At 71.4% G+C, this 12,497-nt stretch carries 12 protein-coding genes and 1 pseudogene; 4 read left to right on the top strand and 9 right to left on the bottom strand.

Annotation, left to right across the window (positions count from 1 at the left end):
* Positions 1 to 76: 76 nt before the first annotated feature.
* The 7 genes from AB0O67_RS04050 to AB0O67_RS04020 form a co-directional block, all read right to left on the bottom strand.
* The gene (locus AB0O67_RS04050; RefSeq protein ID WP_365445697.1) at positions 77 to 244 is read right to left on the bottom strand and encodes a hypothetical protein; all 168 of its coding nucleotides are present in this window, start codon (positions 242 to 244) and stop codon (positions 77 to 79) included.
* A gap of 136 nt (positions 245 to 380) precedes the next feature.
* Positions 381 to 893, bottom strand: coding sequence for a tRNA (adenosine(37)-N6)-threonylcarbamoyltransferase complex ATPase subunit type 1 TsaE (tsaE, locus tag AB0O67_RS04045; RefSeq protein ID WP_365445694.1), 513 nt, complete (start codon positions 891 to 893; stop codon positions 381 to 383).
* Positions 859 to 2,106, bottom strand: a complete 1,248-nt coding sequence (locus AB0O67_RS04040) for an alpha/beta hydrolase (RefSeq protein WP_365445691.1) — start codon at positions 2,104 to 2,106, stop codon at positions 859 to 861. The genes tsaE and AB0O67_RS04040 overlap by 35 nt, the downstream gene beginning before the upstream one ends.
* A 136-nt stretch (positions 2,107 to 2,242) precedes the next feature.
* Positions 2,243 to 3,472 carry an alanine racemase gene (gene alr, locus AB0O67_RS04035; protein ID WP_365445688.1) on the bottom strand — a complete coding sequence of 410 codons (1,230 nt, stop codon included), beginning with the start codon at positions 3,470 to 3,472 and terminating at the stop codon, positions 2,243 to 2,245.
* 156 nt (positions 3,473 to 3,628) lie between these two features.
* Positions 3,629 to 5,068 carry an NAD(P)H-hydrate dehydratase gene (locus tag AB0O67_RS04030; RefSeq protein WP_365445685.1) on the bottom strand — a complete coding sequence of 480 codons (1,440 nt, stop codon included), beginning with the start codon at positions 5,066 to 5,068 and terminating at the stop codon, positions 3,629 to 3,631.
* A gap of 123 nt (positions 5,069 to 5,191) precedes the next feature.
* Positions 5,192 to 5,563, bottom strand: coding sequence for a holo-ACP synthase (locus AB0O67_RS04025; RefSeq protein WP_365445683.1), 372 nt, complete (start codon positions 5,561 to 5,563; stop codon positions 5,192 to 5,194).
* A 225-nt stretch (positions 5,564 to 5,788) separates the two neighbouring features.
* Positions 5,789 to 5,959: a hydrophobic protein gene (locus AB0O67_RS04020; protein WP_365445680.1), complete on the bottom strand. Its 171-nt coding sequence runs from the start codon at positions 5,957 to 5,959 to the stop codon at positions 5,789 to 5,791.
* A 136-nt stretch (positions 5,960 to 6,095) separates the two neighbouring features.
* Between AB0O67_RS04020 and AB0O67_RS04015 the strand changes: the two genes are divergently transcribed.
* Entirely contained in the window at positions 6,096 to 6,269 is a 174-nt protein-coding gene (locus AB0O67_RS04015; RefSeq protein ID WP_365445677.1) for a CsbD family protein, read from the top strand.
* A gap of 83 nt (positions 6,270 to 6,352) precedes the next feature.
* Here AB0O67_RS04015 and AB0O67_RS04010 read toward each other — a convergent pair.
* Positions 6,353 to 6,469 (bottom strand): annotated as a pseudogene (locus AB0O67_RS04010) (ATP-binding protein); the annotation flags it as partial.
* Positions 6,470 to 6,478: 9 nt separating this feature from the next.
* Here AB0O67_RS04010 and AB0O67_RS04005 point away from each other — a divergent pair.
* Positions 6,479 to 7,324 carry a helix-turn-helix transcriptional regulator gene (locus AB0O67_RS04005; RefSeq protein WP_365445674.1) on the top strand — a complete coding sequence of 282 codons (846 nt, stop codon included), beginning with the start codon at positions 6,479 to 6,481 and terminating at the stop codon, positions 7,322 to 7,324.
* A gap of 6 nt (positions 7,325 to 7,330) precedes the next feature.
* Entirely contained in the window at positions 7,331 to 7,522 is a 192-nt protein-coding gene (locus AB0O67_RS04000) for a DUF397 domain-containing protein (RefSeq protein WP_365445671.1), read from the top strand.
* Positions 7,523 to 7,537: 15 nt separating this feature from the next.
* Here the strand turns inward: AB0O67_RS04000 and glmS are convergent, their stop codons facing one another.
* Positions 7,538 to 9,385, bottom strand: a complete 1,848-nt coding sequence (gene glmS, locus AB0O67_RS03995; protein ID WP_365445668.1) for a glutamine--fructose-6-phosphate transaminase (isomerizing) — start codon at positions 9,383 to 9,385, stop codon at positions 7,538 to 7,540.
* Positions 9,386 to 10,113: 728 nt separating this feature from the next.
* On the opposite strand from glmS, the gene AB0O67_RS03990 reads away from it, so the two are divergent.
* The coding region (locus tag AB0O67_RS03990; RefSeq protein WP_365445894.1) for an RICIN domain-containing protein at positions 10,114 to 12,497 on the top strand (2,384 nt) is incomplete at its 3' end.

Genomic DNA, 12,497 nt, shown 5'->3' with positions numbered 1-12,497 from the left:
TGCGCGGCGTCGCGGGTCAGCCGACAGCGGGCGTCATGGGGTCAGCCGACAGCCGCCGCGTCACGGGCAGCCGGCGCTATGCCGCTTCGCGGTGGTCCACGTCCCGCCGGGGCGCCGGCGGCTCAGGGGCGCGCGGCGGAGTGGAGATCGCCTTCGCGGCGGCGCAGGAGGCCAGCAGATCGCGCATGGACACCCCGGCGGGCGCGAGGGGGCGCGGCTGCGGTGTGCGGTCCGTGGTCGGCATGGACGCCTCCTGAGGGCGGGGGCGGAGCCAGTGGGTGCAACTTAGGCACACCTAACTAGCGACTGGATACCATGTGACCACGTCCGGGACGCCGGGCGCAACATCTTGCCGACGTCTTGTCGGAATGCTCATGCCGTCACGCGGACAGCGACTCCAGGTCCACCGGTGCCCAGCGCTCACCGAGGCCCGTGAGCGTCACGCGCCGCACCTCGTCCGTCGTGTCACCGACGGCCCGGTGGATGGTGACCTGCAGCCGCTCCTCGGTCAGCTCCTCGACCTTGCCCTCTCCCCACTCCACGACGACCACGGACTCGGGCAGCGAGACGTCGAGGTCGAGGTCCTCCATCTCGTCCAGCCCGCCACCCAGGCGGTAGGCGTCGACATGGACGAGTGGCGGCCCGTCCACGAGGGACGGATGCACACGGGCGATCACGAACGTCGGTGAGGTGACCGCTCCGCGCACGCCGAGCCCCTCGCCGAGCCCCCGGGTCAGCGTGGTCTTGCCCGCGCCGAGCTCGCCGCTGAGCATGACGAGGTCTCCGGCGCGCAGCAGTTTGGCGAGCCGGCGGCCGAGGTCACGCATCTGCTCGGGCGAGTGGACGATCAGCTCGGTCTCAGCCGGGTTGTGCGGTGCCGCTGGTGCTTCCATAGCCACCCACGGTAGCCCCTGCGGGCACGGCACCCGCGCGTGTGAGCAGGTCGGCGAGCCGGTCGGTGACCACTTCCGGGTGCTCCAGCATCACCAGATGCCCGGCGTCGGGCACGAGGACCAGTTCCGCGTCGGGCAGGAGACCGGCGATGGCCTCGCTGTGCTCGCTCGGCGTGACGAGGTCCTTGAGCCCGGCCAGCACCAGCACCGGCAGATCCGCGAAGTGGGCGAGCGCCTCGGTCTTGTCGTGGTCGGTGAACGCCGGATAGAACTCGGCGACGACGTCGATGGGCGTGCCCTCGATCATCCGCTCCGCGAATCGCGCCACGGCCGGGTCGATGTCCCGGGTGGCGAACGAGTACCGTTTGATGATCCCGGCGAAGAGATCGGCGACCGCCCGCCGCCCCTTCTCCACCAGCTCCGCCTGCTGCCCCAGCGCCCGCAGCACGCCGGGCAGCACCCGCCGCACCGCGTTGACTCCGGCGACGGGCAGCCCGAAGTTGACCTCGCCGAGCTTCCCCGAGGACGTACCGACGAGCGCGACCGCGACGACCCGGTCCCGGATCAGCTCGGGACACTGGTCGGCCAGGGCCATCATGGTCATGCCGCCCATGGAGTGCCCGACCAGCACGATCGGCCCCTCGGGCACGGCCGCGTCGATCACGGCCTTCAGATCCCGGCCCAGCTGGTCGATGGTGACCGGCGCACCGTCCTGGACCTGCGCCGCCCCGCGCCCGGAGCGGCCGTGGCTGCGCTGGTCCCAGTGCACGGTCCGTACGACCCCCCGCAGCGCCGCCCGCTGGAAGTGCCAGGAGTCCTGGCTGAGGCAGTAGCCATGGCTGAAGACGACGGTGACGGGCGCGGGTGCCTTGCGCCCGAAGAGCCGGCGCCGCCGCGGCGAGACGCCGGCCTCGGCCTCCACCTCGTCCACCTCGTAGTACAACTCGGTGCCGTCGTCGCCGTAGGCCCGGCCGGGCGTGCCGCGCAGCGCGCCGTACGGCCCCGTCGAGTCGAGGGCGAGCCGGGCCTTCCTTCGCATGCCGCGGCCGACGGTCATCCGCTCTATCGCGACGCCGGCGGCCGCCCCGGCGGCGATCACACCTATGGCGGCGCCGGCGACGCCGGTCACCTTGCGCCAGTTTCCGGCCACCCCCGTGGCGGAAGCGACGGCCGCGGCGGCGTCGGCGACGCCCTCCGCACTGCTCTCGCTCACGTACCGCTCCTCTTCGCCGGATCTGTTGTCGTACGCCGGTCCTGCTGGTTCCGGGCCCCGTCGGGTCAGCTGGTGCGGGCCCGCCCCGCGGGACGGGGTGGCCCCGGCCCGGATACCCGTCCTGTTTTCCGTTCACCTACCCCTGAGGGGCTGTTCCCGGCCGACCTGTTTCCGCCCGCCCCGCCGGCGGCTCCCCATCGACGTCGACGTAGACGCGCGGGACGCGCGTTCCGATGCGGGTCACGATCTCGTACGCGATCGTCCCCGCCGCCTGCGCCCAGTCCTCTGCGGTGGGCTCGCCCCGGTCGCCGGGCCCGAACAGCACGGCCTGCGCACCCACCGGCGGCTCGTCTCCCCCCAGGTCGACGACGAACTGGTCCATCGCGATCCGTCCCGCGACGGTCCGCCACTTCCCGCCGATCAGCACCGGACCGGTCCCCGAGGCGTGCCGCGGGATGCCGTCGGCGTAACCGAGCGGGACGAGGCCGAGGGTGGTGTCGCCGGGCGTGGTGTACCCGTGGCCGTAACTGACCCCGTGCCCCCCGGGCACCTGCTTGACCAGTGCCAACGACGCCGACAGTGTCATCACCGGCCGCAGCCCGAAGTCGGCCGGTGTGCCGATCTCGGGGCTGGGCGAGATGCCGTAGAGGGCGATCCCCGTGCGTACCAGATCGAAGTGGGCCTCGGGAAGCGTGAGGGTGGCGGGCGAGTTGGCGATGTGCCGCACCTCGGGGCGGGCGCCCTCCCCCTCGGCGTACGACACCATCTCCCGGAAGCGGCCGAGCTGGAGGGCGATGGAAGGGTGCCCCGGCTCGTCGGCGCACGCGAAGTGCGACCACAGGCCCGTGACCCGGACGAGCCCCTCGGCCTCGGCCTGTACCGCCGCCGCGACGAGCTCGGCCCAGTCGTCGCCGGGCTGGCATCCGTTGCGCCCGAGCCCCGTGTCGGCCTTGAGCTGCACGCGGGCGGGCCGGCCCGCGCGCCGGGCGGCCTCGATGACCTCGCGCAGAGCCCACATACCGCTCACGGACACGTCGATGTCGGCCTCGACGGCCGCACGCCAGGGCCCGCCGGGCGTCCACAGCCAGCACATGATCCGGACATCAGCCGGGATGCCCTCGGCCGCCCGCAACGCCAGGGCCTCCTCGGGCGTGGCGGTGCCCAGCCAGCCGGCCCCGGCCGCCACGGCCGCCCGCGCGCAGGGCAGCGCGCCGTGCCCGTACGCCTCGGACTTCACCACGGCCATCAGGGCCGCGCCGGGCGCATGGGCGCGCAGCGCCCGCACGTTGGCGCGCAGCGCGCCAAGATCGATCTCAGCCCGACCGCGCAACGGCGCGGTGCTCGGCAACTGTGCAGTGGTACTCATCGCGCCCAGTCTCTCAGAGCGATCGGACATCCCTTCGACCCCGACCCCGTGGACCGGGGCCGCGCCACCTGCCTGCCCCTACCGGTGGTTCCGGACCTCTCTCCGGCCTTCCCCCCGCTCGGCGCGGCCCCGTAGCCCCCCGTGGGGGTTCACTGCTCAATCCCGCCGCACATCCCGCCAGGCCCCCGGAATCGCCTCCGCCACATCGAGGGCCCCCACCGGCGCGCCGTCGGCCGCGAGCCTTCCGGCCAGCCCATGCAGGTACGCCCCCACGCTCCCCGCGTCCCGCGCCGAGAGCCCGGCCGCCAGCAGCGACCCCGCGAGCCCCGACAGCACGTCGCCGCTCCCGGCGGTGGCCAGCCAGCCCGTCCCGGTCGGGTTCACCCGTACGGCGACTCCGCTCCCCGCGTCGGCCACCAGCGTCGTGGATCCCTTCAGCAACACCGTCGCCCCGTACCGGCCCGCCAACTCCCGCGCGGCGCCGAGCCGGGCGCCCTCGACCTCTTCCCGGCTCACCCCCAACAACGCCGCCGCCTCGCCCGCGTGCGGAGTCATCAACGTCGGCGCGCTCCGCCCCCGCACCGCCCCGGCCTCCGCCAGCCGCAGCCCGTCCGCGTCCACCAGCACCGGCACATCGGCCCTCAACGCCTCGGCGACCGTGCCCGCGTCGTCCCCGGCCCCCGGCCCCACGACCCACGCCTGTACACGCCCCGCCCGCCGCGGCCCCTGGTCCGACACCAGCGTCTCGGGGAACCGCGCGATCACCGCGTCCGCGGCAGGCCCGACGTACCGCACGGCCCCCGCCCCACCTCGCAGCGCCCCGGCGACCGCAAGCACGGCGGCGCCCGGATACCGGGGCGACCCGGCGGCGATCCCTACGACCCCGCGCCGGTACTTGTCGCTCTCAGGAGCCGGCACCGGCAGCAACGGGGCCACGTCCGCGTACTGGAGGGCCTCCAACTCGGCGCTCCCGCGCGGCAGCTCCAGTCCGATCTCGACGAGCCGCACCGACCCGGCGTACTCCCGCGCGGGATCCACCAGCAGCCCCGGCTTGTGCGTCCCGAACGTCACCGTCAGCTCCGCCCGGACGGCCGCCCCCCGCACCTCCCCGGTGTCGGCGTCGACCCCGCTCGGGAGGTCGACGGCCACCACGGCCGCCCGCGCCCGGGCAGCGGCCTCCGCCAACGGCACGGCCTCGGACCGCAGCCCGCCCTTCCCCCCGATCCCCACAATCCCGTCGACGACGAGATCGGCCCGCCCGATCAGCGCCTCGGCGCCGTCCACCCCCGCGAGGGAACCTCCGGCCCGCCGCAGCGCGGCGAGCCCGCCCGCATGAGCCCGCTCCGGCGAGAGCAGCACGGCGGTCACCCCCGCGCCCCGCCGGGCCAACCGCGCCCCGGCGTAGAGCGCGTCACCCCCGTTGTCCCCGCTCCCGACCAGCAGCACCACGCGGCTGCCGTACACCCGTCCCAGCATCTCCGCGCAGGCGACCGCGAGCCCGGCCGCCGCCCGCTGCATCAACGCCCCCTCCGGAAGTCGCGCCATCAACTCCCGCTCGGCCGCCCGGACCGTCTCCACGCTGTACGCAGTACGCATACGCCCGAGTCTCCCGCACACCACCGACACCGGCCCACCCAGCGACGGGTTGCCACCCCATTGCCCTGGACAACCCCCGGTCGACCGGCCGACGCGTCCGCCCCTCGACCCGGCCCGGGGGTCTCACCCTTCCGCGATGACGACGGCGGAGGCCACCCCGGCGTCGTGGCTGAGCGACACGTGCCAGGACCGCACGCCGAGTTCCGCCGCCCGCGCGGCGACCGTCCCGGCCACCCGCAGCCGCGGCTGCCCGCTCTCCTCGACGTAGACCTCGGCGTCGGTCCAGTGCAGCCCGGCCGGCGCGCCGAGCGCCTTGGCGACCGCCTCCTTCGCGGCGAACCGCGCCGCCAGCGAGGCGATACCCCGGCGCTCCCCGCTCGGCAGCAGCAACTCGCTCCGCAGGAACAGCCGCTCGGCCAGCGCGGGCGTCCGCTCCAGCGACGCCCGGAACCGATCGATCTCGGCCACGTCGATCCCGACCCCGATGATGCTCATGCCGAGCACCCTAAGCGCGAGGCCGGGCGCCGGCATGGAGGCGCTGGTTCCCTTGCGCACCGGCGCCCGGTGCGACGCGGGTGCCCGCCGGGCGGGAAGTGATGCCCGATTTCACACATTCCGCGCACTGTGCGCCCTGGCGGGTCACATCACCCGGGAGGGAACGCCCGAAGGGCCCGGTCAGTGACCGGGCCCTTCGTTGCGACGCGCACCCTTCGGAACGCTCTACCAGCGATACCAGCGGCCACGCTTCCCACCTGTGCCTGCGGGCCGGACCAGGAAGCCCAGCAGCCACAGGACGATCACGATGATCGCGATCCACCACAGCGCCTTCAGTGCGAAGCCGGCACCGAAAAGGATCAGAGCCAGCAGAAGAACGAGAAGAAGGGGAACCATATCTATCAACCTCCAGGACGACGAGTTCCCCGCTTCCGAGCGGACAAGCACACGGGATTTCCGATCGTTTAGCCCTTGCCGATGCGGTAACCCGGACATCACCAAACGCCGTGACGACGTTGGGATGTGGAAACTCATGACTGGCAACCAGAAGGCGAAGGCCAAGGCAGAGCAGCTGGTGGGCATGGCGAAAGAGGCCCTCGGCCGCACGTCCGGCAACCGCCGCATGCACGCTTCGGGCCGCTCGAAGAGCGCCCAAGGCGACGCACGCCAGGCCTGGGAGAAGGCGAAGGACGCCTTCCGCCACTGAGCCCGGACGGGACACCGGGACAGGGACGGTAATGGGTGCGGGCCCCTTTTCGATCGGGGTCCCGCACCCATTACCGTCCCTTTTCATGCCGCACGGATCTCACGCCACACGAATTTCCCCCGATCACCCTCCCGCGCCAATGGCTGCCACCCCCACACATCGGCGCACGCCCGCACGAGCGCCATCCCCCGCCCCGCCTCCACCTAGCTGTGAGGCGCGAACCAACGGCACGCCAGCTCCGCCTGGCGACCGAGCTGCGCAGACTCCGCGAGTCGGCGGGCCTCAACGCCCGCCAGGCGGCCGCGCTGCTCGGCGTGAGCCCCGCCCAGATCACGCACATCGAGTCCGCACTCGCAGGAGTGAGCGAGAAGCGCCTTCGCCGTCTCGCGTCGCACTACGCCTGTACGGACGACGAGTTCGTCGACGCCCTGGTGGCGATGGCGACCGACCGAGCACGTGGCTGGTGGGAGGATTACCGGGGCCTGCTGCCGACGTCGTTCCTCGACCTGTCCGAGCTGGATCACCACGCCTCGTTCCGGCACGACGTCGCCATCCTCTTCGTACCGGGCGTATTACAGACGGAGAACTACGCGCGCGCCGTCTTCTCGTCCAGAGTCCCCGAACTGACCACCGAGGAACTGGAACTACGCATCCGCCACCGAATGGCCCGCCGGGTGATCATCGAAGGCTCCTCGCCCATCCCGTACGGGGCGGTGATTCACGAGGCGGCGCTACGGATCAGGGTCAGCGACCGCGCGACCTCACAAGCCCAACTCGCCCGCCTCCTCGAACTCTCCGACGCGGAAGACATCACCTTGCGCGTCATCCCCTTCGACCTGGACGGTTTCTCCAGAGCCTCAAGCACCATGACGTACGTGGGTGGCCCACTGCCCAAGCTGGACACCGTGGTGCGCGACGCACCCCACGGCTCGGTCTTCATCGACTCCGAAGCGCAGCTCAACGCCTATCGAACGCGCTTCCGTAAAGTGGAAGCCGTGTCACTTGAGCCCGCACGGTCGCGCGAGTTCATCCACAAGCTGGCGAAGGAGCTGTGAGGCACCATGACCACCACCCCCGGCAACTGGCGGAAGTCCTCCTACTCGGGCGAGGGCGACGGCAACGATTGCGTCGAAATCGCCAACTCCCCCACCCACGTAGCCATACGTGACTCGAAGACCCCCTCCGCCACCCTCACCGTCCCCACCGAAGCCTTCTCCACCTTCGTGAAGGCCCTCAAGATCACCCGCGCATGACCGGCGGAGCAGCCCTCACTCCACCGTCACCGACTTGGCCAGGTTCCGAGGCTGGTCGACCTCATTTCCGCGCGCCGTCGCCAGCTCGCACGCGAACACCTGCAACGGCACCGTCGCCACGAGCGGCTGAAGCAGCGTCGGTGTCACCGGGATCCGGACGAGGTGGTCGGCGTACGGCACCACCGCCTCGTCGCCCTCCTCCGCGATCACGATGGTGCGCGCGCCCCGGGCCCGGATCTCCTGGATGTTGGACACGATCTTGTCGTGGATCAGGGACCGCCCCCGAGGTGAGGGGACGACGACCACCACGGGCAGGTCCTCCTCGATCAGCGCGATCGGCCCGTGCTTGAGCTCGCCCGCCGCGAAGCCCTCGGCGTGCATGTACGCCAGTTCCTTGAGCTTCAGCGCCCCTTCGAGGGCGACCGGATACAGGACGTGCCGCCCCAGGAACAGCACCGTGTTCTTCGCGGCGAGCGAGCGCGCCAGCTCCCGTACCGGCTCCATGGTCTCCAGGACCCGCTCCACCGCTCCACCGATGTTCGACAGGTCCCGGATCACGTCCTGGACCTCGTCACCCCACTTTGTGCCCCGCACCTGGCCGAGATACAGCGCGACGAGGTAGCAGGCCACCAACTGCGTGAGGAACGCCTTCGTTGACGCCACCGCGACCTCCGGCCCGGCGTGCGTGTAGAGCACCGCGTCCGACTCGCGCGGGATCGTCGAGCCGTTGGTGTTGCAGATCGCCAGCACCCTGGAGCCCTGCTCGCGGGCGTGCCGCAGCGCCATCAGGGTGTCCATGGTCTCGCCGGACTGGGAGATGGCGATGACCAGCGTCTGCTGGTCGAGGATCGGGTCCCGGTAGCGGAACTCACTCGCCAGCTCCACCTCGCACGGGACACGCGTCCAGTGCTCGATGGCGTACTTCGCGATCAGCCCCGCGTGGAACGCCGTACCGCACGCGACGATGACGACCTTGTCGACCTCCCGCAGCGCCCCCGCAGGGATCCGCACCTCGTCCAGCGTCAGCGAGCCGGACGCGTCGATGCGCCCCAGCAACGTGTCGGCGACCGCCTTGGGCTGCTCGGCGATCTCCTTGAGCATGAAGTAGTCGTAGCCCCCCTTCTCCGCGGCCGACGCGTCCCAGTCGATGTGGTACGAACTCACCTCCGCGGGGCGGCCGTCGAAACCCGTCACCCTGACACCGTCCCGGCGCAGCTCCACCACCTGGTCCTGCCCCAGCTCGATCGCCGACCGCGTGTGGGCGATGAACGCGGCGACGTCGGAGGCGAGGAAGGACTCGCCCTCACCGACGCCCACCACCAGCGGCGAGTTCCGCCGCGCCCCCACCACCACGTCCGGCATGTCGGCGTGCACCGCGACCAGCGTGAACGCCCCCTCAAGCCGCCGGCACACCAGCCGCATCGCCTCGGCGAGGTCCGCGCTCGCCGCGAACTCCTCGGCAAGCAGATGGGCGACGACCTCGGTGTCGGTCTCGGACGTCAGGTCGTGCCCGCGCTCCGCCAGCTCGGCCCGCAGGCTCGCGAAGTTCTCGATGATGCCGTTGTGGACCACGGCGACCCGCCCGGCGTTGTCGAGATGCGGATGCGCGTTCGCATCCGTGGGGCCGCCGTGCGTGGCCCACCGCGTGTGCCCGATCCCCGTCGAGCCGGTCGGCAGCGGCCGTTCCACCAGCTCCTTCTCCAGGTTGAGCAGCTTCCCGGCCCGCTTCGCCGACGCCAGCCCGCCGTCCGCGAGCACGGCGACGCCCGCCGAGTCGTAACCCCGGTACTCCAGCCGCCTCAGCCCGGCCGTCACGACCTCCAGCGCCGACTGCGACCCCACGTAACCCACGATTCCGCACATGACGGGCAGCCTACGATCCGACAGCCACCCAAAAAGGCTTCCGCGTGCCCGAAATCGGAAATACCCACGAGAGTACGAACGCCTCGATCGCGATTCTCCCGTCTCCGACCCCTCGGACAGACAGGTGCGGAATCCGGCCAACTTGCCCGGCCACGCCCAGGCCACCGAAGCCTCGCAGGCACAGGAACTACACAGAAGTCCCTTATCTGTGAAGGGATCTCGCGGCGATGTGCGCAGCGCCGGGCCGCCCACTTTCGCCGCAGCATTCACGCCAACCCCGCCGGACTCCGCAACCGCCTCTATGTTCGAACGCCGCCCTGTGCCTAAGGTTGCGCCGCGCGTATGACCGGATCATGACCAATCCTGTCTCCGCGCACGTCATTCAGCGACCGGGGGAACGATGTCGCTACGGGGGAGGGGACCTTTCATGCCGCTGGATCTGCCGCATCCACCGCACCCACGGGCCACGTGCCCCGCGCCTTTCGGCCCTGCCCGGCACCTCTGACGCCGGGCCCCGGGGCCACGCAGCCCGTTCCCACACCACCCGAGCCACACCGGCAGACCACCGGTCGTTCTCCTCGCGATGAAGGGATGCGCTCTTGCGTTCCAGATCACCGCTCTTCCCGACGTCAGGGTCCGGAAGACGCAGGCTGTCCACCCGTTTCCTCCTGTTGCTGACCGCCGTAACCGTCCCGGCCACGCTCGTCACGGGCCCAGAGCTCGCGGGCCTGCCCACGGCATCGAGCACCACACGCTCCAGCGACCGGCCGGACGACTGGTACGAGACCACGGCGGACGAGCAACTCCGGTTCGACCAGTGCCTGATGGCCGACTCACTGCGCCTGGGCGGGCCGCGCATGTACAGCTTCGCCCAGAACGCCCTCAACCAGACGCCCGAGAAACTGCGCGAACTGGCCACCCTCGACGGCGCCTTCGACGGCCCGCTGCGCCAGGAGCACGAGAAGGACAACACGGACTGGAGGGCGACCTGGGATCGTCTCCACTCCCGCCGGGACGCGTGGGAGAAGCCCCTCGACGGCCTGGAGACCCCGGGCGGGTTCACCGTCACCGAGTTCGAGTGGGTGCCGGGCGTCCACGAGGGCGATGACTTCTACGACCAGACGGGCCTGGGCAAATGGGCCGGCGGCCCCAACTGGAGTGAGGAGTTCGACTTCTACGACCCGACGCCGGAAGCCGACGAGCAGACGGTGAAGGCCGTCAAGGGTCTCGGCACGCCGCTCTACGGCACGGACCCGGATCCGAGTCTGCCCAGCGGCGAGTGGAACCGCGCGCTCTACGAGCAGAACGCCTTCGAGCACCTCACGGACTGGTCCCTGGAGCCCACGGGCGCGGACAACGCCCGTATCTTCCTCGCCTCCGGCGGGTTCCCCCGTACCGCTCCGCAGCCGGACAGCCCCGAGTTCCGTATCGCGGTCGAGGACCTGAAGACCCGGTTCGCCTCGTGCGCCTGGCGAGACCCGATCGACCCCAACAAGGCCCTGCGCCAGGTGGAGGACGTCGCCGCGGCCGAGTGGCAGCAGGAGATCGCCTCCCAGACCACCCAGCGCAACCAGATACTGGGCGCCAACCGCGACGCGACCACCGCCCTCACCAAGGCGTCCGAGTCGATGGCCGACATGCTCGGCCAGTCCTGGATCGCCGACCACCTCGCCCGCTGGCAGGACTACTGGTCCGCCGGCGGCATCGGCTGGATCGGCGACTCACCGTCGGTCATCCAGGTCGAGGCCGCCAAAGGCAAGTGCCTCGACGTCCAGAGCGGCGCGAAGACCAACGGCACGCCCGTGCAGATCTACACCTGCAACGGCAGCGCGGCACAGCAGTGGCAGTTCCACGGCTACCACGACGGCTACGCCCTGTACAACGTCAACGCGCAGAAGTGCCTCGACGTGCAGAGCGGCAACAGCGCCAACGGCACGAAGATCCAGATCTGGACCTGCAACGGCAGCAAGGCGCAGCAGTGGAACTTCGACGTCCGCGCCGCAGCCGGGCTGCGCAACGCCGCCACCGACAAGTGCCTGGACCTGAACAAGTTCGACAACGGCCATGACGCGTGGCTGTGGGCCTGCAACGGCGGCAATCCGCAGAAGTACCGGATCGTCCCGCAGGGTCACAAGGGCACCGACAGCCTGAGCTACCCGGACAAGGCACAGTTCGACAAGGCCAAGAAGGGCATCACCGACGCCCAGACGCAGGCCAAGAAGCAGCTCGCCGCCATCAAGGCGCAGCTGGAGATCGCCAAGAAGTCCGCCACGACCTCGGACACCGCGACCCAGGCCGCGTACGTCGTCGCCGACTCGAGCGGCGCCCCGCGCGGCCGTGGTCTGCTGGCCGGTCAGCAGAAGGCGCAGGTCACCAAGGGTGCCGTAGCCGCGCTGGAAGCGCTGGTGAAGGCCGCCGAGACCGCCGAGGCGGCAACCCGTGCCTCCGCCGGGGACAGCGAGACCATCGCGCAGCGGGCCCTGGCGCAGGCCGCGCAGTCGAAGGCGGAGTTCCGCAAGGAAGCCGCCCGCATCGCCGAGTTGCAGGCGAAGGCGGCGTCCGACGCGGCGAAGGTCCACCGGGACAACGCCAAGAAGGACAAGGAGACCGCCGAGGCCAAGCTGGCCGTGGCGCTGAAGGCGGAGGCCGACGCGAAGGCGGCGGCCGCGGACGCCCACGCCAAGCGGCTGGCCGCCGAGGCCGAGGAGCAGACGGCCAAGGCGGAGAAGGAAACCGCCGCAGCCAAGCAGGCCGAGGCCGCGCGGCACCGGCGGACCGCCGAGACGGAGGCGACGAACGCCAAGGACGCCAAGACCAGGGCACAGTCCGCCGAGGCGACGGCGGTCGAGAAGAGGGACGCCGCGGTCAAGGCCCGCGACAACGCCCGCGACCTGCGGGACGACGCCTGGGACGCCGAGCAGAAGGCCGACGCCGCGCGCGCCAAGGCCGACGCCAAGGAGGCCTACGCCCAGGCCCACGAGTCCGACAGCAACGCCCAGGAGGCCAGGGCTGCGGCCGACGCCGCGGCCGGGCACAGAGGACAGCGTTCCGCTTGGGCCCCTGGCGGGACGCCGGAAAAAGGTGACGACGATTCAGGACACAGGGCGGGAAT

This window comes from Streptomyces sp. NPDC086077, assembly GCF_040686175.1.
Lineage (GTDB): Bacteria > Actinomycetota > Actinomycetes > Streptomycetales > Streptomycetaceae > Streptomyces.
Note: the sequence above shows the minus strand (reverse complement) of the source record. Positions and strands in the feature narration are given on the sequence as shown.